The following is a 22021-nucleotide window of genomic DNA, read 5'->3' on the forward strand; positions in this document are numbered from 1 at the left end:
TTATAATATCAATCTATTTCGATAGGTTTTTATCAATTATACGCCGTAACCGCCATTAGAATAAGAAGTCAATTTGTTATCTGATCCTTGACTATCATCGTTAAGACTGTCTTTATCTATTTCTTTATGCACTTTAGACGCATTTGGATCTTCCTCTGTACGTCCTACAGGTTGATCTTGTTTTGTTGTTGATTGATTCAATGTATCTTGAGTATCTGCTTGTGTGCGGTAACGTGTTTCATTCAATGTACGGTTATTGCGGAATACACCGTATACATTATCATAACGATCATCATCTTCGACTAACACAAGAATTTTGCCGTTATTCACATAACCTTCGTATTCACTAGCTTCATCTTCAGGAATACCCATACCGATCAAACCGCCTACTAGCCCGCCTGCTCCTGCTCCAACAGCAGCGCCTGTAATTGTTGCTGCGATAGGTCCTGCCGCTAGAATCGGCCCAATACCAGGAATTGCCAATGCTCCAAGACCTGCTAACAATCCTGCTGTTCCTCCAAGCACTCCACCTGTTGTTGCACCAGTGGCTACACCTTCAGGTGCTTTGGTATCTGTTTCTTCTGTAATATTGCGTAACTCTTCACGATCTTTAGTAATCACAGAGATTTCATCTGTAGAAAAGCCCTGACTTTTTAATTGTTCAATAGAATTTGAAGCTTCTTGTTCTGTATTAAATACACCTACGATTTTCTTATCCATGTGTAATTACCTCCCGAGTATAACCTTCTTTAACCTGCTATTATAAGGTTGCTTGTGAAGTTATTACCCGCGCTTAGATATCTTCAATCGGAATCGCAAAAAAATGTATTGACAAATCTCTTTTTTTGTAGTTAGACACTTAGCATTTATAATTTACGAGGTTTTGCACGATGTGTAGGTTCCGCTGTTAACGGATCATCTGGCCAATAATGCTTGGGATATCTACCTTTTAAGTCTTTTTTTATATCGAAATAAGCATCTTGCCAAAAGCTAACCAAATCATTGGTAACTTGTACCGGTCGTCCTGCCGGTGATAATAAATATATTGTTAATGGAATATGATGACCTAACATAGGTGTAGTGACACATCCAAATAACTCCTGTAATCTAACAGCGATAAATGGACGCTTTGGATCAGTATAGTCAATAGGAATACGTGATCCACTGGGAACTTCGATATGTGTAGGCGCTGCTGTATCTATTGCTTGTCGTTGTTCCCAGGATAAGCGATGAAGCAATAATTCTACTGTATTCAGCTTTTTTAATTCATGAAAACGACGGATTCCTTCTATATAAGGTAATAACCATTCATCCATTTCTGCTAATAAAGTGCTATCATCCATTGCAGGATAGTCAGGATCAAGCTGGTGCATAAAAGATATCCGCTCTCTCCATTGTATTGCAGTTTTGGTCCAGTTCAAGCTATCCAGACCTTTGCGCTGAATCGCCTTCACTATCGCTAATTGAATCTGTTCTACGGAAGGCTTAGGATCAGGTACTGATTGTAATAAAATTGCTCCTAGATAAGTATCGATTCGAGCAGATACCGATTCACGTTCTTCATCATAATCTACTTGATGTATCGATTGAATATGATGTGCATGTAACCGACGAAGCTGTGATTCACTAACTTCGGCTGCAAGTCGAATCAGACTATCTGCTCCTGCATCATCTAATTGTGCGGCTACAATATAAGAAGCTTTTGTTAGATAGTCCGAACGATGTGAAGACGATGCAAATGAAGCACCACGTCCCATACGCATTAGAAATGTACCATTACCACGATTTTTAGCGATACGATCAGGATAAGCTAACGATAACAACACCCCTGTATAAGATGAGGAAAGATCATACTCAGTTGAACGATGATCATGATATCCTTTTATCAGACGCGCTTGTTGTTCAAAACGTTGACTCCATTCTTTGATACGTTTACTAGCTGTATGATCTACTTTATAAGAAGAATGACCATGAAGAGCCTGTACACGATGTTCCAAATCTGCACCTGCTTCATGAAAAGACAAAAGATCACGCTCCTGTAACAATGCTGCAAGATCGCAAGCTTGTTGAACGATGCCTAAAGGAATAGCTTGAACAATCATATGAGCGAGACGAGGATGCACACGTAGCTTGGACAATTCACGTCCATGTGCTGTTATACATTTCTGTTCATCTAATGCTTCCAACTGAATAAGCAATTGACAAGCTTGGTCATGAGCAGCTTGTGGCGGCTGATCCAACCAGCTTAATTCGTTCATATTCGTTCCCCATACAGCAATATGCAAAGCCAGCGATGTCAGATCACTTTGGACAATCTCTGGTGAACGGGTAGTAGCTAAATAAGATTGTTCTTCTTCACTCCACATACGATAACATATACCCGCTTGTGTTCGTCCTGCTCTACCTCTACGCTGATCTGCACTATCTTGCGATACACGTTCTGTAGCTAGATGTTGCATCCCTGTACGAGCTGAAAAGACAGGAGTACGTGTCAGACCACTATCAATAACAATACGAATACCTGTTATTGTAATACTCGATTCAGCCAACGAAGTAGCTAACACTATTTTGCGTATCTTTTTTGCGGAAGAGACAATAACTTGATCTTGCTCTGATGCACTCATACCACCATGCAGAATCATCAATTCGATATGGTTGTAGATCGAGTCAATATATGATCTACATTCTCGCTGTACAGATCGAATCTCGCGTATACCTGGCAAAAAGACTAATATATCGCCTTCATGCTCTTGTAATGCTTTTTGAATAGTAATCGCTACTTTTTTCGCCCAATCTGAATAAGGACGTTGATACATATTAAAAATCGATTCACCCTGCACATAATACGTATGCACAGGATATGTTCGGCCTGCACTCGATAATATAGGAGCATCGCCCAACAAATGTGCTACAGGCTTAGGATTCATGGTAGCCGACATTACTAATACTCTTAAATCTTCACGCAAAATAGACCTGCTCTCTATCGTTAGAGCAAGCCCTAGATCAGCGTGCAGATTCCGTTCATGAAATTCATCGAAAATAATCAAACCAATCTGTTCTAATGAAGGATCGTGCTGTAACATCGCTGTCAAAATACCTTCGGTAACCACTTCGATGACTGTATTTTGGCTTACTTTGCTATCCAGTGCAACGCGATAGCCTACCGTTTCACCTACTTGCTCTCCTAAAGCCGACGCCATAAAACGTGCCGCCGAAATCGCTGCTACCCGCCGGGGTTCTAACATTATAATTCGCTTTCCTTTTAGCCAGGGTTCCTGAAGTAAAGCGATTGGAATACGTGTTGTTTTCCCTGCTCCTGGTTCCGCTGTTAACACTGCTACTCCTTGTTGTTCTAAGTAGAATTTCAAGTCAGGAATCAACGCATCTACAGGTAAATGTAATAATTCAGTCAAAACATTATTCCTTTCTATAAGTGCACTATAATAAGCACTATTTTTCTACTTTGATCCATATAAGTGTTACTATCCAAATACTGCACTTCTTCTATCTAATCAGATATTTATTCCCATCAGATCTAGTATCAAGACGACAGAACTATTGTTGATCGTTGCATTTTATATTCATTATATTCAAAAGGCTGTATTAAGTTAATCGCTTACGAATTTGACTTTCATATCGTTGATAAGAGGCATTGTCTTGCAGTCCTCGCTGGCTGGTAATCAATTGTAATCGTAATGTTTTCTCATCTAACTTACGATGTAGCGCTTGTCGTTCACCCGCATGTTCACAAGCTGCAATCAGATCAGTTAACGTCAACATCTCTTGTCGCAATCGTAATTCTTCTGGAATAATACCTGCATTTTTCATCACTTTGTAAGCTGCTCTTAATTCTTCAGGCACATGAGATAAATCTTCCAATTCTAACGGCTCTCCTTTACCTGCCAGATCATCGAATTCTCCTTGCTGTATCGCTTCATTAATCTTCTGTTCTGCTAACCAAGATAACATTGGATATAGTCACCTCTTTATGATTATCTTTTGATACATCATTAGTAATTTCTGCACATATCATATGATTTCATTATGTCTATCGATTTATATTATAGCGATTTCTAGAATGACATCATAATATAACAAAAGAAGCTCCTTTAACAGAGCTTCTTTATTATTTATAATATCATCTGGTGATCTTGAAATAGTTATCTATTTATTAACACAATAGCGATTCTGCTCCATCAATCGTAATCTGTGCTCCAGTAATATGAGCCGCTTCTGGAGAAGATAAGAATGTAACTAGATCTGCTACATTGTCTGCTGAACCAGATTGCCCAGCTAACGGTTGGCGACCATTCGGGAATTCGATAGGAATAGCTATATTTCGTACCAAATCATTTAGTTCTGTACTTTGGTCGATATTTGTAGAAATTGCCCCTGGACATATTACATTCACACGTACTTTGAATTGAGCCAGTTCAAGAGCTGCCATTTTAGCAAAAGCAACTTGACCTGCTTTGGAAGTGCTATAGGCTGACATCCCAAAGCTTGCAAATGTCGTGTTACCATTAATAGAACTGGTAATTACAATACTTCCACCATTATGATCTTTCAAAAAAGGAAGCGCATACTTGATCGTTAAGAACGTACCACCTAAATTGGTATTGATCGTACGCTGCCAATCTTCAAATCCAATCTGGTCGATCGGAGCTAGCACTCCATTAATACCTGCATTAGCGAACACGATATCAAGACCACTGAAATGCTCTGCTCCTGTCTGAATAGCGTGTTTTACTTGTTCTTCATTTGCAATATCCATCTCAAAAGCCAATGCTGCATCAGGACGAATCGCATTTGCTTCTGCTTCTGTTTCACGTATACGTTCAAGCGATAGATCACATAAGATCACATTCGCTCCTTCAGCTACGAATTTAAGAGCAGTCGCTTTACCAATGCCAGAACCTGCTCCGGTAACCAACGCTGTTTTTCCTGCAAAGCGATGTATATTGATTGTAGATTCCATCATTTACCCCACCCCTTTTGAATAATTATGTATACACGCGTATTCTAACCTCGTGCTTCAACAATTTACCCAATATAGACAGCAATGGAATCACCTTTTTTTATTTATTTACCAAAATCGACAATATAAAACCGAACAGCATCGTTCTGTTCGGTTTTATATTGTCGATTTTTATTTTTAAGAAGGATCAGGTTGTTGTACCCAATCAAGTAACATGCGTCGCAATTGCTTTTTGTCCACAGGAACAGCAATAACCCAATCTTCATAATCTTGATTGCTCATGCGAACGATCCAATTGGTATTGTGATCTGCTAATAACACAGCTCCTTGACGTTGCCAATTGTCTTCTTCCCATTGAGAAAACTGAATTTCAGCACGCAAACTGCAATTATGCAAGACTTTCGCAAAAATACGTGAGCCTTCTGAATCCCCTGTCATTTGAGTCAATTCCGTCGTAATTTTTTCTAAATGAATCGGTTCTTTATGATGGAAATACTGATCAAACCACTGTTTGGAAAAAGTTAAAGCAGGCATTTCTCCGATAGCATTATTACTTAACTTCATTCGTCGTAACAATAACGTACAAGCTTTATTCAGACTTCCGAGTTCTGTTAATGTATAACTTCCCGGTAACGTTGAAGCTTGCTTGATATCGACTACTGTCTCATGAGTAAAGTAGCTGTTTCCTTCACGCACTTTATTCGTCGTATCTGTAGCATAAAAGTAGCGGATACAGCATCCGCGCTTGTAATTACCTACAAATTTCCCTTGCAAATAAGCATCTGGTGGATGAAGTGATATTTCATCATTACTATCTATGATTAGACATCCTTTTTGTACAAGAGATGTACTTGCTTGCTTCCATATATCAGCCAGTTCTTCGACTGTACTATCTTGTAACGGATTATCCATTCCCATAATCTGATCAAATCCAAGGACACTGCCTAAAAAGAACAGTTCTTTGTCTGTCAACGTTATCATAGGTTCTTTGGAAGAGTTCAAAGTTAACATGTGGGTCTATCTTCTCCCTTCAATACTGACATGTGAGCTTTTATAACTATATAAAGGGCAAGGATGTATGAAAATTATACAATAAAGGTTCTTAGTACCTATTCAAATGTAGCACTATAGGCTTAATTTTGTCAATTGTTTCGCAAAAATATTCCATTTTTACCCATATATGATTATTATAAGAAATATACTATGTAGCTTTTGTTGTACCTTCATGAACATTATGTGTCTCCTTACTAAATTAATGTTCAGGTTTTAGGTGAAAATCATGTAATTTTAAGTTTTCTTTAAGGAAAGGTGATTACAATAAAGTCAAGTTAGTCGAAAGGCTAACACAAACAACTTTTGAATTCAAATTACTTATAACAATAAACGAGGTGATTAATAGTGAAAACGACAATTCTTTTAGAGAACAAGATGGTTCCGGTTTACTTTAACGCCGAGAATACACAACCAATGTCCAAGCTGTTAAGACTATTACGCAGAACGATTGAACACAAAATTGTAAATGGTAAAAAAATGATCAAAACATGTCTAGATACTGTGATTAGTATTGAGGTTGTAGGTTCTGAAGCGATTTTGCATACTTATCGTGAAAGTGATACTTTAGCTTTATCGTTATACTAAAATGAAAGTGCTTTTTCTACATCCTATAGACATTACGATGGGCCTAACAACGGAACGACTCCGTATGGCCCTTTCTGTCTGAATCTTTTCTACTTACATAAATGACGTACTTGTCTATCTTAGAATCGATAATATTTATGAACAGATCATGTTCTGTAGATGTTATCGATTTTTTGTATACAATTCTATAGTTTTCAACAAAAATGTCTAATAATAAATTGTTCCCCAATTAACTTTAAGTAATCTAGTGTAATTTAAAAAGAAATATCTTTAAAGTTATTAAATTACTGAAGTGATAGTCTGTATCAAATGTATATTATGTGATATAATAGGTTTATTAAAAGAGGTGATATAGATGGATACATCAATGCTTTGTCCTCGATTCGAAAAGGGGATGCAGATTTTAAGTAAACGTTGGAATGGCTTAATTATTTATCAACTGATGGGTGGTCCTCAACGCTTTTGCTCTATTCAATCGTCACTCCCGGTAAGCGGTCGTCTTTTGTCTGAACGCCTGAAGGATCTAGAGCATGAAGGAATGGTTGTTCGCCATGTATACCCTGAGACGCCAGTACGGATTGAATATGAATTAACTCAAAAAGGATTGGCATTAGAATCTGTTATACGCGGTATTCAGGATTGGTCTCAATCATGGGTAGAACCAGAAGCAATGGTTTTAGAAGCCGAGTATGCTCAAACTGCTAAATAAACAACCATGATAACGATAAAAAACATCCGCCTCCCTTGAGGAGAACGGATGTTTTTTTGTGTAATATCATCTTATACTATATACATCATCAAATCTCAATGATTATCTACTGAAGATAAACGTTCTCTTTACAATCAAAGATTAGCACTATACATCATATACAGTCATATTAGCTGATATACTGTTTTTTTCTGCCTGCTTCTTGCTTTTCTGCACTCCGAATACGAATAACAAATAAGCGTAATAAATTGGTACGAGTATGCTCATCGGCTTCACGATTTAATTTACGGAGTATAAAACGATCTATTGACATGCCTGCTCAACTCCTTCTCAATTCGCCAGAAGCATCGTTACCAATTACAGAGGCTATAATAAGATTATGGTAAATCTTCCGGTAAGAATTAATAACCGCATTTTATATTTTTCAAACTACGTTTATCATTTTTTTAAACGAAATATATCTATTCTTTGTCATATCATAAGTGAAAAAACTGCTTTACGATTCTTTAAGAATCGCAAAGCAGTTTTGCTAATAGTATAAGTTTTTTTTAATTTTATCTTACAGAACTATCTTCTATATATCACTTTGTATTAAATATTAGGAAATTCGCGGTACTGATGTTGAATACTAATCCAACGTGTACGCGTAAATTTCTCAATCGCCCATTCTCCGCCAAAGCGTCCTAGACCTGAAGATTTTTCGCCACCGAACATCACATGTGCTTCATCGTTGACAGGTTGATCGTTTACATGGATCATACCACTTTCTACTTCTTGAGCAACACGATAGCCACGTTCTAGATTGGATGTAAATACAGAACCACTTAATCCATATTCACTACTATTCACAATGCGAATCGCATCTGCTTCGTCTTTCGCACGAATTAACAAGGCTACCGGCCCAAATAATTCATGTTGTGCTGCTGAATTTTCTGGAGATACTTCACTCAGTACAGTTGGTTCAAGCACACTACCTTTACTTTTACCACCGTATAGCAGTTTAGCGCCTTCTTTTTGCGCATTTTCTATCACTTCAAGTAAACGATCTACTTCTTTTTCATGAATCAATGGGCCGACTAATGTTTTGGCATCAGCAGGATCACCGAATTTGAGACCTTTTACAGTATTCGTAAATTTCTCTACAAACGTATCATAGATAGAATGATCAATAACGATGCGGTTTAGTGCCATACAGATTTGTCCTTGATGGAAAAACTTCCCGTAGACTGCCGCTTCTACAGCTTTATCGATATCAGCATCATCTAACACGATCATCGCATTATCTCCACCAAGTTCTAAAGCTACATCTTTTAAATGTTCGCCTGCTAATTTACCTATGCCGCGTCCTACTTCAGTAGAACCTGTAAAAGAAATCAATTTAGGAATTGGATGCTTCACAAAAGCATCTCCGATTTCGCTACCACTACCACTTACGACACTAAGTACTCCTTTAGGCAATCCTGCTTTTTCAAAAATATCAGCAATTAGTAATCCTGCTGTAATCGGTGTATCTGAAGCCGGTTTGATCACAACACCGTTACCTACAGCTAATGCAGGTGCTACAGAACGCATACATAAATGTAATGGAAAATTCCACGGCCCTATTACACCAATTACGCCTTTGGCTTCACGAACAACACGATTTTCTTTTCCAGGAATATCAGAACCGATCAGTTCACCTTTCATACGGTAAGGGAACGAAGAAGATTCTTCCAAAATACGTACTGTTGTCATCCATTCACGTTCTGCTTTGACATGAGTACTACCTGATTCAGCAATCAGTAAATCTACAATTTCTTCTTTACGTTCATTCATTTGTACCATTGCTTCGCGCATCACTTTGGCACGAGCAGCCAGTGGCATTTTAGACCACTTTTTACCTTCTGTTTGTGCAGTTTTGTACGATTTATCCAAGTCGTTCTCATCAGATGAACGCCACTCTACTAATGTTTCACCTGTATATGGATTTTTATTTTGCATCATTTTGTCAGAAGAACCTTCTACCCATTCTCCAGCGATAAATTGTTTATTCCAATGTGCGTATTTCGATTGTACTAATGTCATTGTTGTATCCTCCTTGATGTGTGTTATATAAGATTGTTAAACCATAAACATACACTTTTTGTTGTATTTATTATTCTATTCATCTCATAAGAAAATTGATTTTCTTTACTACATATTTCTAATTAAATTATAAAAGTGAAATCGTAACAATTAGTTAGTATATTACTATTGTTACAATTGCTTCTCGTATTCTTTACCCTCGTATATAGATAAGCAAACATGCACACTACATTTATATATCATTATTGGTATATAAAAAAAACTAGTATCATTTAAGATAGCTAGCTTTTTAGATCGATTATTTGATTTTTAAATTCATACATAATGCTATTCTGATTTGCGTCCGACGATAATTCCATGTGTACTCAGACCGAGTATGCTCCGTTCTCGACAAGTTTGAAGATGATAATCTAACCATATCTGGTACATGTTCTCTTCAAGATGGTCTATCGAACCATCTATCGTATGTGTGATTCCATCTGCACCCGCATGATCCACAATTTGAGCATTAGCCGCTAATACATCTTGTTCTATTTGTTCAGGTGATGTTACATACAAGTCTGTCCAAAAGCTATCTTCTGCTCCATCGTAAAATACACCTTCTTGCAATACTTTTTCCACTACAGAGGAACGTAAATAACTTTGTTCTTTGACAGCTAACATAGGAACGATCGAATATTTATTGATATACGCGACAATCAGTATTCCACCTGGACGCAAGACACGCATACTTTCCGCAAGACAAGATGCCCGATCAGCAGCAGAAGTAAGATGATAATAAGGTCCCAGGCAAATTACCATATCAAATGATTCATTAGCGATTCCAGACAATGTAGTAGCATTTCCAATTTCAGCTTGTAACGAATCGTTCAGATGTAGTTGTAGTGATTTGGCTTGAATCTGTTCAATATGCTTAGGAGTAATATCTATCGCTTTAACTGAATGCCCTTGCTTGGCATAATGAATAGCGTATGCCCCGCTTCCTGCTCCACTATCTAAAATTGAAGATACTGGAGGTAACTGGGATAACCATGTATCTATCATATGTATAGTTGTCATATACTCGACAGCACGAGATGGGCGCTCAAATCGTGAATCTTCATTATATGATTGGTAAAACTTTGCTACTTGTTCAGACATCTTATTACCTCCTTTATTGATTCTATCCATTATATGACAATCTATCCTATATGATAAGTACAAATAGTAAATGATCTTGACAGCTTTTTGTAACGGTGAGAAAATAATTTTTTGTATGATTTGGAGTACACGATGTACAGTAAAGGAGTGATATAAGATATGAAAACATCTTTTTTGCAATTACGTGGTATCCATCCTCTGGCATGGACGATCATTGTAGGCACATTGTTTGGACGAATGGCAACTTCAATGAGTATTCCTTTTTTATCTATTTATCTTACTCAATCTTTAGGAGCTTCACCTACGCAGACAGGAATTACTGTAGCTGTTAGTTCATTAGTAGGCGTATTTGCTAGCTTTTACGGAGGGTATATTTCAGACCGTATTGGTCGCAAAAAAGTAATGATTTTATCAATAGCTGGTTGGAGTATTGTATTTTTTGCGTTTGCAGCTTCTAATCAAATCTGGATGTTTTTTATAGTCAACACATTAAATGGACTATGCCGCTCTTTATTTGAACCGACTTCGCGAGCATTATTATCTGAAGTCACCCCTCAAGAGCAAAAATTATTGATTTTTAATATGCGTTATACCGCTATTAATGTCGGTGTTGTTTTTGGCCCTTTATTAGGATTGTGGTTTAGCACCAATGGATCAAGCAGTGCTTTTATAATGGCTGGATGTATCTATGTACTATATACGGTCGTACTTATGTTTCAATTTGGCAAACATCCTATACATATTGAATCAAATTCTACTACAGAACAACGGATTACTTTAAAAAAAGCGTTACGGGTTATTTCTCAAGATCGAATTTTTTTATACATATTGATTGGAACGACATTCTGTGTACTAGGTTACGGTCATCTTAATTCAACGTTACCGCAATATTTAGCGTTAGTTCCTGATCTACACAATGGAGCGACATGGTTTGCGTACATGTTAACACTGAATGCAATTACAGTTCTGGTAGTACAATATCCGCTGGTCAAATGGGCTTCACGTTTTGCTCCTGTAGTGTCATTGATTATTGGCAATATTTTTGTAGCTACAAGCTTACTATTATATGGGCTTGCCAGTACAGGTCTAGCATTTATGATCATTACTGTTATTTTTACAATCGGTGAAGTTTTGTTATTTACGATGATGGATATGCTAATTGATCGGATAGCGAAGCCTGAATGGAAAGGAACTTATTTTGGAACGATTGGATTTAACAATTTAGGTAATGTGTGCGCCCCGATACTTGGAGGTTTTCTACTGGATGTTAAAGGCGCACAGCATAGTATGCACATATTTGTACCGCTTGCTTTGACATGTGCACTTGGTTTACCTTTTCTGATTGCTGCTTATCGGCGTATGAATCTTTCTTATAAACATTGATCTAATTAGCGCTGAGTACGTATTTCACTAGCTACAATATCTAGAATAGAATGTTCACCCAAGCTACTTATAAATGAGTACATCGATAGACTACTTAGCCATTCTTCGCTTACTTCCCCTTGCTCTACTTGAGCTAACAGATAATCCCGTATAGGTGCTTCTGTACGTGACCAGGGAACCGTCCGCATACCGCCTATTTCTTGTCCGGCGGAGCGGCGATCCCACACAGCCACCACTTGTTCCAATGAAAATACGATAGAGATTCCTTGTTCTGTCTGAAAGTATACTTTAACCTGCTCGGGTAAAAGAATTACTTGCTGTATGACTCCATCCATTAAAGGAATATCACCTATAAAAATATCATTTACCATCGCTATACTCCATTCTTTCGCTACTTACTTTATAGATTCTGTTGTTTCGTTGCTAAAGTAATATGCTTGATCAGCTCAGGCATCCACTCCGACAATACATAAAAGGTAAATCCAGCTTGCTTCGCTTTGGATGTATCCATAATCCATGAATCTGGCACTCCAAAAGGAGATTGTGCATCTTCATCTGTCTCGCTTTGTATAATAGCTTGTTGACCTGTACCTTGCTCTATCCACTGGATTAATTCACGCAAGCTCACTTCTCCATCAGAACGTGCATTAACAGGGCCTGTTAGATCAGAAGAAATCCCTAACCAGAATAAAAATTCAGCCGCTTCTTGCTCATGAATAAAGTTCATCTGTGCTTCAATATTGGAAATGCCTATCACTTTGCCACTTAACACACGTTCGATATGGAAATGTAGCCGTTTTGTATAATCATTAGGGCCTAACACAATAGGAAATCGTACCGCTGCTACTGGAAAATCAGCTTGTTGAAAAAAAACAGCTTCTGCTTGACGCTTGCCTTCTCCATAACTAAGCTTCGCTTCTGGATCTTTATCGATTGTATAGTGATGTGTATCTACATCCTGTTCATGCAATACGCCTTTGCCAAAATCATAAACAGACAAGCTAGACGTCAAAATATAACGCTTTGCTTTATGTTTGAAAATAGCTACCGCTTCACGCGCCTGCTGTGGTGTAAAACAAATATTATCGTACACAACATCATACTGCTGATTTCCTATGGCTTTTTCCAAAGCGACAGCATCTTCACGATCTACAACTAATCGTTTGACCTGATCTCCAAATTCATCTTCTGTCTGACCACGAGTCAGCAACGTAACTTCAATCTGTTCTTTCAGTAAAAGTTCCACTAGGTTTTTGCCGAAAAAGCGTGTGCCTCCTAATACCAATACGTTCGTCATCAACAATTCCTCCTATTTGATATCTAATAGTTTGTGAGCTTTCCAGATAAACGTAGCCATTAAGATATACACAAGTAAACCAAAAACAACGTATATCACTCCTAATAATCCTGCTAACATGACCAAGCTGCCTTCACTTGTAGACGATACAAACGCACTGATTGCTAACACTGCTAACGCCAAAATCTGATTGCATACATAAATAATCCAACGTTGATAAGATATTTTTTTGAAATCTGGCAAGTTCTGTGCTTCTGCTATCTCTCCTATACCTTTACATACGGTATAGATGATAAACAAATCTGCAATAATCACTAATAGCGATACAATTGTCAACCACCAAGGCAAAGGTAATACATTGGCTTGACCTGGTAAAAAGATTTGAATAATCGCAAGTACAGCCGCTCCGATAGCTGCCGGTTTACCTTTAGCAAATTGCGGATTTACTTTTTCCAATTTCATAAATCCTACAAAATACAGAACGCTTACAATTACAGTCGGCACATAATCTAACCAGATCGCTGCTAATCCTAATTTGTTCAATCCTGTAACAATGATCCCTAATATAGCTTGACCCAAAAAGGCCCAAAACAAAAACAAAATACTCATATGATTCTCCTTTTCGTTTGCCTGCTTCAAATATGTATACTCTGTCTTGCCTTTCTATCTTACCATCAAATGGCGTTCTTACCAAAAAAGCAAATCTAGCTATAGCGTGTAATCATGATAGGATATAGGCAAAACGTATAACCATATCCTGCCAGAATACGCTATGATTATTGTAATAAATAATCAACTTTCAGGGGGAATTATTATGCCAAAAGTACTCAGTAGCAATATCGGTTATCCGCGTCTTGGTGAACAACGCGAATGGAAAAAAGCACTAGAATCGTTCTGGAGTAACAAATCTTCGGAAGCTGACTTTTTACAAACGATGAAAGAATTGCGCCTTGCTCATTTAAGCAAGCAAAGTAAAGCTGGGATTGATCTAATTCCTGTAGGCGACTTTTCTTATTATGATCATGTCTTGGATACGGCGGTTACTTTTGGATTAGTACCTGAACGCTTTGGTTATACAGGTGGCGAAGTATCATTACAACAATACTTTGCTATTGCTCGTGGAACAGACAACGCCACCGCAGGCGAAATGACCAAATGGTTCAATACCAACTACCATTACATCGTACCTGAACTGGGTGGAATTACACCGCAATTAACTGAAAATCGTCCATTGCGATTATATTTAGAAGCCAAAACAGAATTAGGTATTGAAACTAAGCCGGTATTGATCGGCCCTTATACCTTCCTCAAACTATCTAAAGGCTATGAAGCTTCTGAATTCAAGCAGTGGTTGGATCAGTTAGCTCCATTATATGTAGAGATATTACAAGGATTGAACAAAGCAGGTGTACGCTGGGTTCAAATCGATGAGCCTTCACTTGCTCTGGAAGTATCTGCTGAAGAATGGCAATGGGTGCAAGAGATTTATACTCAATTCAATCAAGCGACTCCTGATGTGAATCTGCTCGTACAGACTTATTTTGAAGGTGTAGATGACTTCGGTAAATTAATCGATCTACCTGTGCAAGGTATCGGCTTAGATTTTGTACATGGATTGGAGCAAAATCTTAACAATCTAGATGACTGGGGCTTCCCGGAAGATAAAATTTTAGGCGTAGGTCTAGTAGATGGACGTAATATCTGGCGCTCCAAATTAGAAGATAAAATTCAATTAATTCAAAATATCTCTCAAACGGTACCTGCGGATCGCTTACTGATTCAGCCATCTTGCAGTCTGCAACATGTGCCTGTGACGACCAATAGTGAAACTTCTCTTGATCCGATTATCAAAGACGCTTTAGCGTTTGCCGATCAGAAATTAGAAGAACTGGCGTTATTAACGAAAGCGGCAAATATTGGTGCTCCTGCTGTGCAAGAAGCGTTAGACCGTAGTCGTGAAGCAGTCGAACGCATTGCTAGTTCGTCATGGCGCGCTCCGCAAGAAGAACATGTACAACAAAATGAAGGTTCTGCTACACGTAATGTTCCTTTTGCACAGCGTCAGGTAATTCATGCAGACAAATGGAAATTGCCATTATTACCTACGACTACGATCGGTAGCTTTCCACAAACCGTAGAAGTACGTCGTGCTCGTCAGTTATGGCGCAAAGGTGAATTATCGCCAGCAGATTATAACCGTTTTATCGAAGAACAGATTCAAGACTGGATTTCGATTCAAGAAGAATTGAATTTGGATGTATTGGTACATGGTGAATTTGAACGTACTGATATGGTTGAGTTTTTCGGAGAGCAGTTAGATGGATTTACATTTACACGCTTTGGCTGGGTTCAATCATATGGTTCTCGTTGCGTTAAGCCACCTGTAATCTACGGTAATGTTCATTTTGTGAAGCCAATGACGGTGACAGAAACCAAATATGCTCAATCTTTAACAAGCAAACCTGTTAAAGGCATGCTAACAGGCCCGGTGACGATCTTGAACTGGTCTTTTGTACGGGACGATATTCCACGTAGCAAAGTGTCTTATCAGATTGCACGCGCGATCTCGGACGAAATTCTGGCACTTGAAGCCGCAGGTATTGAAATGATTCAGGTCGATGAGCCTGCGTTACGTGAAGGATTACCTCTCAAACGTAACAAATGGCAAGAATATCTGGATTGGGCAGTAGGTTCATTCCGTTTATCGACAGCCGCTGTGCAAGAAACGACTCAAATTCATACTCACATGTGCTATTCGGAATTCCATGACATTATTGATGCGATTAAAGATATGGATGCAGATGTTATCTCGATTGAAACGTCACGTAGTCATGGTGAATTGATTTCGTCTTTTGAAGTACATGGTTATGATAAAGGTATTGGTCTGGGTGTCTATGATATCCATAGTCCGCGTGTTCCTGCGAAAGAAGAAATGGTACAGTTGATCGAACGTGCTCTACGTGTACTGGATCCCAAATTGTTCTGGATCAACCCAGACTGCGGATTGAAAACACGCGCTCATCCTGAAACAGTCGCTGCTCTCAAATTAATGGTAGAAGCCGCAGACGATATCCGTCATAAATTAGGGCAAGAAGTAAGCGCAAGTAAGCTTTAATTGCCCAAAAGGTCTATGTAATCATAAAGATGGCTCAACAAAATAAATACATTACATCATAAAATGATTGCTGATCTTCAACCAAATGTCTAATAAGCTAATAGATTCACAAATAAAAGCCTTTCATGATTAGAGCATATTCCGACAGATGCTCTTGATCGTGAAAGGCTTTTGACTTGTAAGTAGATTATTTATTCAAAAACAGGACGCATAAAGCTACGTTCATAACTAATAATACATTTGTTCTGATTGGCAAATTCAAACGCTTGCTGACACTCTTCATCCACCGTCATGTTATAACGATACTTTTCATAATCAGCAAGACTTGGAAAAGAAAATAAAGCATAAGCAATATTATTTGCACCTTCATGTGGAAGAAAATAACCATGATGGGTGCCGCCTAATTTGTTCACTAACGGTATCCACATTTTGGCGTATTGCTCAAATTCTTTGACTTGATAAGGATCGATCACATATTTGAGATAGCATGTAATCATAGCTTTCCTCCTGTGTTATTCAGTAATCCAGACTGTTTTTTCAGCAAAAGGAGTACGTTTGCTTTGTTGATCATTATTTTCAGGTACACCGATATAGATAAAGCCCAACATTTTACCTTTTGCGCTTAGATCAAATGCTTTGCCCATCAATTCATGATAACAAGGTTCGCCACTTCTCCATACTGCGCCTAGCCCTAACTCATGAATTTCAAGCAACATATTTTGAATCGCTGCAAAGACAGCACCATATTCTTCAAGTTCAATAATTTTGGAGTTATCTACAGGTTCTACAGCTACAGCAATAATTAGAGGTGCACGCTCTACCTTTTTGCGTGCAGAAGATAGACTTTCTTCAGTCACTTCACCATTGCCTGCTACACTAGCTAATGCTTCTGCTAACTTATTACGTCCATTACCTTCTAACACGAAAAATTTCCACGGTTCTGTCAACCGATGATTTGGTGCCCAAATTCCTGCTTCCAAAATACGCTCAATACTTTCACGCGGAATAGCATCCTGTTTCACTTTACCGATCGAACGACGATTACGAATACTTTCTGAAATACTCATATCTAAATTCCTCCTATGTGATAATCATTCTCAGTCTCTTGTTTATTGTACACGAAGTGGAAAGAAATCTCTAATTTTGGTATTAAGTTTGCCTAGATGTAAGATATACCTCTATTCATAAGAAAAAAGATACCTCTTATAACAAAAAGTATCTTCTTAATAAACAATAAGAATCTTGATAACTATGTAAAAATTAAATTCACTTTACAAATCCCCGAACCCGCCCTCGTCTATATCTATAATCAGCATGTGGTAGTAACAATAATAGGTGAGTTGTACTCATGTAACAATACAAGGCTAATTTATCATTTGAAGGACTCGAACCTTCAGAAATTGCCCCTCATTTCTACCCAGCGGTCCAACTTAAACCAGTTGGCGGTTTGTATGCTCGCCTTATAGATAATAGATTACCAACTTGTAAGTGTGTACTGTATAATCTTTAATCAACCAAGTCTGTTTTCCAGTTCAGTTCTTGAATACGGGTATCCAGTTCACGATATGTTTTTGCCAGATGATCCATCTCTTCTTGCAACGTTCCTATATTTACCGTTGCTAAAAAACGGACTTCTGATTTCGTATAACGATCTTGCTTAATACTTGCTGTATGCATCAGCTCATTTAGTATATTTCGGCGCAGTCCAAGAGTATCGCGATCTGCTAAAGCATCTGCTAATGTCGTTTCATTTTCAAAAATAACTTGTGAGTTGGTTCGATTAATCCGTTTGATTAGTACATTCAATTCGGTCAATAGATGTCCCATTTCTTTCAACAATTCATTAGGACGCTCAGGCGGCTTTTCACCTTCTTGTACTTTGGCACTTCGGCTCAGACGTACTTTCATCTGTTCTATTCTTTTTTGTACATCAGATCGTACTATTAATGCTTCTGCTAATTTCATTTTTTACACCTCCATTACCTATTTCTTCATTATTCCGTAAATGTCCCTATCATTATAGGTATAACCAATCACTGTATAAATAAACCTTGTGTAATATGCTAAAATAAAGAAAATGGTCATTCAGGAGGAATTACGATGGGTAAAGAAATCGAAAAAAAATACGTATTACATAGTTATCCAGAAGATTTGGATATTGTAGAGACACAAGAAATTCACCAAACCTATCTAGCTACTAGCGAATCAGAGACATTACGTGTACGCAAATTAGTGATTGATGGTCAAGAGCAATTCACGATGACACACAAAGCTGGAAAAGATCTGGTGCGCGAAGAAACAGAATTTGATATTGGTGCGGGTATTTATGAACAATTAATAGGTAAGTTAGATGTTATTCCATTAATAAAAACACGTAAAAAAGTAAAGTGGAATCATTATCAATTTGACCTTGATATTTATCATAATACAGTACAACCTGATCTAATCACGATCGAGATTGAATTTGCAGAAGAGGCAGATGTACAACATTTTCAAAAACCGGATTGGTTCGGTGAAGATGTGACCGGTGAAAGCCAATATGTAAATAGCGTACTGTGGGAAGATATTCAGTCAGCCGCTAAATAAAATGTAGACAATATCCCTCATTCTATAACGTATTCTAATATTGTAAAAAGCGATTGATGATTTAAAAATAGCGTAGTATCTCGGATATAATGAGCTTGAGATGCTACGCTATTTGGCTTACTATTGTTCTTCTTTGAATAGCAAAGTTAGACGATTCCATTCTTGCTCAAATGCTTCTTGTTCTACAAAAGGACATTCACCTGAAAAATACCAATCTGTCAGTAAAAAGATCAATTCATACATACCTTGATAATATGCTTCAGGATAAGGATTTTTAGCGCGGAAATTTTCATGTGATGACCAATCTTTAACAAAATTCGTAAAAAACCAGAATCCACTTGCTATATGCCGTTCTAATGGCGCAGTAGGCTCTAATTGTTGGATATATTTTACCATCCATTCTAATACTTTTACCAAATGAGCATGATCCCAATTCAATTCTACTCGTAAGCGCAATATAAAGCTTTCTTTTTCTCCTTCTAATTCATGTAATAGTTGTTGGGCAATATTCTCTTTATTCATTATCTAACCCTCCTTGATTTCAATATTGTATTATCTAATCCTACAGCGATCAGTATACCCACTGTATAACGAAGCAGATCAATCCACAAAAAGCCTTTACCTAAAACCAATCCACCAATCATAGTATAGCGAATTTCATTGATCCATATTGCTTGATATAGCTGACTACACTCTATCAGATAACAACATAACAAACTGAAGATTACTGCAAATAACAGACTTTTATGTACCCATATAATACGTACTCCTATATAAATCATTATCGCCCATAATGCATCTCCTGCATGATCGGATAAAATATCAGGTAACGTATACGTATGGTAATCATACCGAAAAAATAAAGTAAAAGCGACTTCATAAGGATTATCAGACCCTTAGAAGTCGCTTCTATATTTGTATAGTGATCTATGCAATGATTTACTATTAATCTGTAATTTTTTACTTGGCTGGTGCAGGTTTCACTTTAGCTTTTTTAGGTTTCTTTTTACCATAATTGCGGAACTTCTCTTCCAGTTCTTCTAATGTAAAGCCTTTGGTTTCTGGTAAATACTTTTGTACAAATGCAATCGCCAGTACTCCCAAAGCTGCGAACAAATAGAATGTTGCAGATAGTCCGATACCGGACATCAATACAGGGAATGTTAAACCAACTAAAAAGTTAACAATCCATAAGCAGAATACCGTAACACCCATTCCGAATCCACGTAATTGTAACGGGAAAATTTCAGATAACATCAACCAGGTTACCGGAGAGATTGCGCCTTGTTGGAAAGCAAGGAAGGTAACAGTTAACGATAAGATGACATAAGGCAAAGCTGGTGAACCTTCCAATACTGCTGAGAAAATCGCAATCAACAATAACACGCAGGTTGTACCGATCAGACCTGTTCTAAGCATCGGACGACGACCTACTTTACCTAGCAACCACATACCCAAAAATGTTGCAGCTACAGAGATAACACCATTCGCAATATTACTGATCAAAGCTGCTTTGGTTTCAAAACCTGAATCTTTGAGAATCTCAGTACCATAGTAAATAATTGAATTGACACCGGTAATCTGTTGAACAACTGCGATACCTAATCCAATAAACATTAGACGACGTATCCAGGGTACAGCAAGGTCTTTAAAGCCTGCTTTTTCTGTACTTTCTTCTGCATCAAAGGAAGCTTTAATTTCTTCGACTTCGATTTTTGCTTGTTCTTCTGTACGAATTTTGCGAAGTGCTTTTAATGCACGTTCATTTTTACCTTTGGCGACTAACCAGCGTGGACTTTCAGGAACACGTAACATTCCGAAAAATAAGAAAATTGCTGGAATCGAAGCAATTGCTAACATGTAACGCCATACATGGGTATTGTCGCCCATTGTTATCCCTAAAATTGCATTAAAGATAAAAGCAAGTAATTGTCCACTAACAATCATCAGCTCATTACGTGTAACGATACCACCACGTTTGTTAGCAGGAGACATTTCTGCTAGATAAGACGGTACAGTTACTGAAGCACCACCTACAGCAAGCCCTAATAAGAAGCGGCAAATAACCATAACAGTAACGTTAGGAGCCAGTGTCGAACCAACTGTAGCGACAAAAAACAAAACCGCTAAATAGATAATATTTTGCTTACGTCCCAAATAATCTGAAAGTCGTCCGCCTGCGATAGCTCCGAATGCTGCGCCAAATAGCAAAATACTGGCTACTAAGCCTTCTGTAAACGAGTTCAGCCCGAGTGCCGCTGACATAAATGGCAAAGCTCCATTGATAACCCCTGTATCATAACCAAACAGCAATCCACCCAATGTAGATATCAAAATAATTTTGCGTAAAAATGCTTTTTGACTGACTCCCTTATCCATTATCATCTCTCCCTATTCATTCCTAAAACGTCATTGCCCTTGGTTCTTTCTATGTACTTGCAAATGTTGAGTTCATCGTTTGACATATTTCCTTATCAAGAAAAGTGCCATTTGGATTGAATCAAGCAATGACTGACGTACTTTAGTTTCAGAAAAAACGCATCTATTTTCAGCCTGTAATCAATATACCCAAATGCATACATATTGAATAACAGTATCGAATGAAAAGAATGACATATTAAGAGAGTTGAATAATAGGATATTATTTTTTTTGATTTAAAATATTATGTAAGTTCAATATATTCGCTAACACTTGATTCTAATAATCCGATTAATTCTTCATCCATAAATCCATAGTCGTCTGGGATATTCAAACAAATGACTTGTTTGCCTATTAGTTCTTCATTGAATTTAGATTGAATTTTGCTTCTATGCTTTTTCTCCATCACAAAAATCATATCTGCCCAACCGATATGACCTGCGGTTACTTTGATACGTGCGTTCTCTTCGGTTCCTGCCGAGCGTACTTGATATCCTTCAAGATGTTCAAATATTTTTTCAGCGGTTAAGCTACGCCATTGATTACGACTGCAAATAAATAGTAATTTACTCATTTTTCGTTACCCCTTCATATTGAGAAGAATAATAAATCCTTCGTATAGTAGATCTCCCAAATAACCCTATTATACAGAAGAGATCACAAATAAAATATAAAAAAGGAACTTCCAAAGA

Annotated in this window: 23 protein-coding genes; 5 read left to right on the plus strand and 18 right to left on the minus strand. The window is 37.7% G+C overall.

The genetic code is table 11. The features are described 5' to 3' along the window. Nucleotides 1–36 precede the first annotated feature (36 nt). The 5 genes from ACFSGI_RS12435 to ACFSGI_RS12455 form a co-directional block, all read right to left on the minus strand. Nucleotides 37–720 (minus strand): general stress protein, encoded by a 684-nt coding sequence (locus tag ACFSGI_RS12435; protein WP_204824448.1) that lies wholly within the window; start codon nt 718–720, stop codon nt 37–39. A 146-nt stretch (nt 721–866) separates the two neighbouring features. Then, the gene (hrpB, locus tag ACFSGI_RS12440) at nt 867–3413 is read right to left on the minus strand and encodes an ATP-dependent helicase HrpB (protein ID WP_379283335.1); all 2547 of its coding nucleotides are present in this window, start codon (nt 3411–3413) and stop codon (nt 867–869) included. Nucleotides 3414–3603: 190 nt separating this feature from the next. Further along, on the minus strand, nt 3604–3969 hold the full coding sequence (locus ACFSGI_RS12445; protein ID WP_204824449.1) for a DnaJ family domain-containing protein: 366 nt from the start codon (nt 3967–3969) through the stop codon (nt 3604–3606). Between the two features lie 202 nt (nt 3970–4171). Continuing rightward, nucleotides 4172–4978 (minus strand): SDR family oxidoreductase, encoded by an 807-nt coding sequence (locus ACFSGI_RS12450; protein WP_204825009.1) that lies wholly within the window; start codon nt 4976–4978, stop codon nt 4172–4174. A gap of 177 nt (nt 4979–5155) precedes the next feature. Further along, entirely contained in the window at nt 5156–5989 is an 834-nt protein-coding gene (locus tag ACFSGI_RS12455; RefSeq protein ID WP_204824450.1) for a hypothetical protein, read from the minus strand. A gap of 387 nt (nt 5990–6376) precedes the next feature. Between ACFSGI_RS12455 and ACFSGI_RS12460 the strand changes: the two genes are divergently transcribed. After that, nucleotides 6377–6616, plus strand: coding sequence for a hypothetical protein (locus ACFSGI_RS12460; protein ID WP_204824451.1), 240 nt, complete (start codon nt 6377–6379; stop codon nt 6614–6616). Between the two features lie 355 nt (nt 6617–6971). Beyond that, nucleotides 6972–7325: a winged helix-turn-helix transcriptional regulator gene (locus ACFSGI_RS12465; protein WP_204824452.1), complete on the plus strand. Its 354-nt coding sequence runs from the start codon at nt 6972–6974 to the stop codon at nt 7323–7325. Nucleotides 7326–7494: 169 nt separating this feature from the next. Here the strand turns inward: ACFSGI_RS12465 and ACFSGI_RS12470 are convergent, their stop codons facing one another. The 3 genes from ACFSGI_RS12470 to ACFSGI_RS12480 all read right to left on the minus strand — a co-directional run bounded on the left by ACFSGI_RS12470 (nt 7495) and on the right by ACFSGI_RS12480 (nt 10529). Further along, nucleotides 7495–7638, minus strand: coding sequence for a hypothetical protein (locus tag ACFSGI_RS12470; RefSeq protein WP_204824453.1), 144 nt, complete (start codon nt 7636–7638; stop codon nt 7495–7497). 278 nt (nt 7639–7916) lie between these two features. Continuing rightward, nucleotides 7917–9389, minus strand: coding sequence for an aldehyde dehydrogenase family protein (locus ACFSGI_RS12475; RefSeq protein WP_204824454.1), 1473 nt, complete (start codon nt 9387–9389; stop codon nt 7917–7919). A 327-nt stretch (nt 9390–9716) separates the two neighbouring features. After that, entirely contained in the window at nt 9717–10529 is an 813-nt protein-coding gene (locus ACFSGI_RS12480) for a class I SAM-dependent methyltransferase (protein WP_204824455.1), read from the minus strand. Between the two features lie 159 nt (nt 10530–10688). On the opposite strand from ACFSGI_RS12480, the gene ACFSGI_RS12485 reads away from it, so the two are divergent. Further along, entirely contained in the window at nt 10689–11912 is a 1224-nt protein-coding gene (locus ACFSGI_RS12485) for an MDR family MFS transporter (RefSeq protein ID WP_204824456.1), read from the plus strand. A gap of 5 nt (nt 11913–11917) precedes the next feature. Here ACFSGI_RS12485 and ACFSGI_RS12490 read toward each other — a convergent pair whose 3' ends face one another. The 3 genes from ACFSGI_RS12490 to ACFSGI_RS12500 are packed head-to-tail and all read right to left on the minus strand — an operon-like array spanning nt 11918 to nt 13818. Then, nucleotides 11918–12283, minus strand: coding sequence for a hypothetical protein (locus ACFSGI_RS12490; RefSeq protein WP_204824457.1), 366 nt, complete (start codon nt 12281–12283; stop codon nt 11918–11920). 29 nt (nt 12284–12312) lie between these two features. Then, entirely contained in the window at nt 12313–13209 is an 897-nt protein-coding gene (locus tag ACFSGI_RS12495) for an NAD-dependent epimerase/dehydratase family protein (RefSeq protein ID WP_204824458.1), read from the minus strand. Nucleotides 13210–13221: 12 nt separating this feature from the next. Next, complete coding sequence (locus ACFSGI_RS12500; protein ID WP_204824459.1) at nt 13222–13818, minus strand: hypothetical protein; 597 nt, start codon at nt 13816–13818, stop codon at nt 13222–13224. Nucleotides 13819–14023: 205 nt separating this feature from the next. On the opposite strand from ACFSGI_RS12500, the gene metE reads away from it, so the two are divergent. Then, nucleotides 14024–16324: a 5-methyltetrahydropteroyltriglutamate--homocysteine S-methyltransferase gene (gene metE / locus ACFSGI_RS12505; RefSeq protein ID WP_204824460.1), complete on the plus strand. Its 2301-nt coding sequence runs from the start codon at nt 14024–14026 to the stop codon at nt 16322–16324. Nucleotides 16325–16515: 191 nt separating this feature from the next. Here the strand turns inward: metE and ACFSGI_RS12510 are convergent, their stop codons facing one another. The 3 genes from ACFSGI_RS12510 to ACFSGI_RS12520 form a co-directional block, all read right to left on the minus strand. Then, complete coding sequence (locus ACFSGI_RS12510; protein ID WP_204824461.1) at nt 16516–16821, minus strand: NIPSNAP family protein; 306 nt, start codon at nt 16819–16821, stop codon at nt 16516–16518. Between the two features lie 15 nt (nt 16822–16836). Beyond that, nucleotides 16837–17391 (minus strand): nitroreductase family protein, encoded by a 555-nt coding sequence (locus tag ACFSGI_RS12515; RefSeq protein WP_204824462.1) that lies wholly within the window; start codon nt 17389–17391, stop codon nt 16837–16839. A gap of 439 nt (nt 17392–17830) precedes the next feature. Beyond that, nucleotides 17831–18289: a DIP1984 family protein gene (locus ACFSGI_RS12520; protein ID WP_204824463.1), complete on the minus strand. Its 459-nt coding sequence runs from the start codon at nt 18287–18289 to the stop codon at nt 17831–17833. 135 nt (nt 18290–18424) lie between these two features. On the opposite strand from ACFSGI_RS12520, the gene ACFSGI_RS12525 reads away from it, so the two are divergent. Further along, a complete protein-coding gene (locus ACFSGI_RS12525; protein WP_204824464.1) occupies nt 18425–18910 on the plus strand; it encodes a CYTH domain-containing protein in 486 nt (161 codons plus the stop codon). Nucleotides 18911–19030: 120 nt separating this feature from the next. Here ACFSGI_RS12525 and ACFSGI_RS12530 read toward each other — a convergent pair whose 3' ends face one another. The 4 genes from ACFSGI_RS12530 to ACFSGI_RS12545 all read right to left on the minus strand — a co-directional run bounded on the left by ACFSGI_RS12530 (nt 19031) and on the right by ACFSGI_RS12545 (nt 21903). After that, nucleotides 19031–19432, minus strand: a complete 402-nt coding sequence (locus ACFSGI_RS12530; RefSeq protein WP_204824465.1) for a hypothetical protein — start codon at nt 19430–19432, stop codon at nt 19031–19033. After that, nucleotides 19432–19731, minus strand: coding sequence for a ribosomal maturation YjgA family protein (locus ACFSGI_RS12535; protein ID WP_379283958.1), 300 nt, complete (start codon nt 19729–19731; stop codon nt 19432–19434). The genes ACFSGI_RS12530 and ACFSGI_RS12535 overlap by 1 nt, the downstream gene beginning before the upstream one ends. 139 nt (nt 19732–19870) lie before the next feature. Beyond that, complete coding sequence (locus tag ACFSGI_RS12540) at nt 19871–21289, minus strand: sugar porter family MFS transporter (RefSeq protein ID WP_204824467.1); 1419 nt, start codon at nt 21287–21289, stop codon at nt 19871–19873. A 284-nt stretch (nt 21290–21573) separates the two neighbouring features. Then, nucleotides 21574–21903, minus strand: coding sequence for a low molecular weight protein tyrosine phosphatase family protein (locus tag ACFSGI_RS12545; protein ID WP_204824468.1), 330 nt, complete (start codon nt 21901–21903; stop codon nt 21574–21576). Nucleotides 21904–22021 lie beyond the last annotated feature (118 nt).

This window comes from Paenibacillus nicotianae, assembly GCF_042681745.1.
GTDB lineage: Bacteria > Bacillota > Bacilli > Paenibacillales > Paenibacillaceae > Saccharibacillus > Saccharibacillus nicotianae.

Bases quoted from the DNA above. Each gene is read 5' to 3' on its own strand.
- ACFSGI_RS12435 (WP_204824448.1), bottom strand. From the start codon at position 720: ATGGATAAGAAAATCGTAGGTGTATTTAATACAGAACAAGAAGCTTCA.
- ACFSGI_RS12445 (WP_204824449.1), bottom strand. From the start codon at position 3,969: ATGTTATCTTGGTTAGCAGAACAGAAGATTAATGAAGCGATACAGCAA.
- ACFSGI_RS12450 (WP_204825009.1), bottom strand. From the start codon at position 4,978: ATGGAATCTACAATCAATATACATCGCTTTGCAGGAAAAACAGCGTTG.
- ACFSGI_RS12455 (WP_204824450.1), bottom strand. From the start codon at position 5,989: ATGTTAACTTTGAACTCTTCCAAAGAACCTATGATAACGTTGACAGAC.
- ACFSGI_RS12465 (WP_204824452.1), top strand. From the start codon at position 6,972: ATGGATACATCAATGCTTTGTCCTCGATTCGAAAAGGGGATGCAGATT.
- ACFSGI_RS12470 (WP_204824453.1), bottom strand. From the start codon at position 7,638: ATGTCAATAGATCGTTTTATACTCCGTAAATTAAATCGTGAAGCCGAT.
- ACFSGI_RS12475 (WP_204824454.1), bottom strand. From the start codon at position 9,389: ATGACATTAGTACAATCGAAATACGCACATTGGAATAAACAATTTATC.
- ACFSGI_RS12480 (WP_204824455.1), bottom strand. From the start codon at position 10,529: ATGTCTGAACAAGTAGCAAAGTTTTACCAATCATATAATGAAGATTCA.
- ACFSGI_RS12485 (WP_204824456.1), top strand. From the start codon at position 10,689: ATGAAAACATCTTTTTTGCAATTACGTGGTATCCATCCTCTGGCATGG.
- ACFSGI_RS12490 (WP_204824457.1), bottom strand. From the start codon at position 12,283: ATGGTAAATGATATTTTTATAGGTGATATTCCTTTAATGGATGGAGTC.
- ACFSGI_RS12495 (WP_204824458.1), bottom strand. From the start codon at position 13,209: ATGACGAACGTATTGGTATTAGGAGGCACACGCTTTTTCGGCAAAAAC.
- ACFSGI_RS12500 (WP_204824459.1), bottom strand. From the start codon at position 13,818: ATGAGTATTTTGTTTTTGTTTTGGGCCTTTTTGGGTCAAGCTATATTA.
- metE (WP_204824460.1), top strand. From the start codon at position 14,024: ATGCCAAAAGTACTCAGTAGCAATATCGGTTATCCGCGTCTTGGTGAA.
- ACFSGI_RS12510 (WP_204824461.1), bottom strand. From the start codon at position 16,821: ATGATTACATGCTATCTCAAATATGTGATCGATCCTTATCAAGTCAAA.
- ACFSGI_RS12515 (WP_204824462.1), bottom strand. From the start codon at position 17,391: ATGAGTATTTCAGAAAGTATTCGTAATCGTCGTTCGATCGGTAAAGTG.
- ACFSGI_RS12520 (WP_204824463.1), bottom strand. From the start codon at position 18,289: ATGAAATTAGCAGAAGCATTAATAGTACGATCTGATGTACAAAAAAGA.
- ACFSGI_RS12525 (WP_204824464.1), top strand. From the start codon at position 18,425: ATGGGTAAAGAAATCGAAAAAAAATACGTATTACATAGTTATCCAGAA.
- ACFSGI_RS12530 (WP_204824465.1), bottom strand. From the start codon at position 19,432: ATGAATAAAGAGAATATTGCCCAACAACTATTACATGAATTAGAAGGA.
- ACFSGI_RS12540 (WP_204824467.1), bottom strand. From the start codon at position 21,289: ATGGATAAGGGAGTCAGTCAAAAAGCATTTTTACGCAAAATTATTTTG.
- ACFSGI_RS12545 (WP_204824468.1), bottom strand. From the start codon at position 21,903: ATGAGTAAATTACTATTTATTTGCAGTCGTAATCAATGGCGTAGCTTA.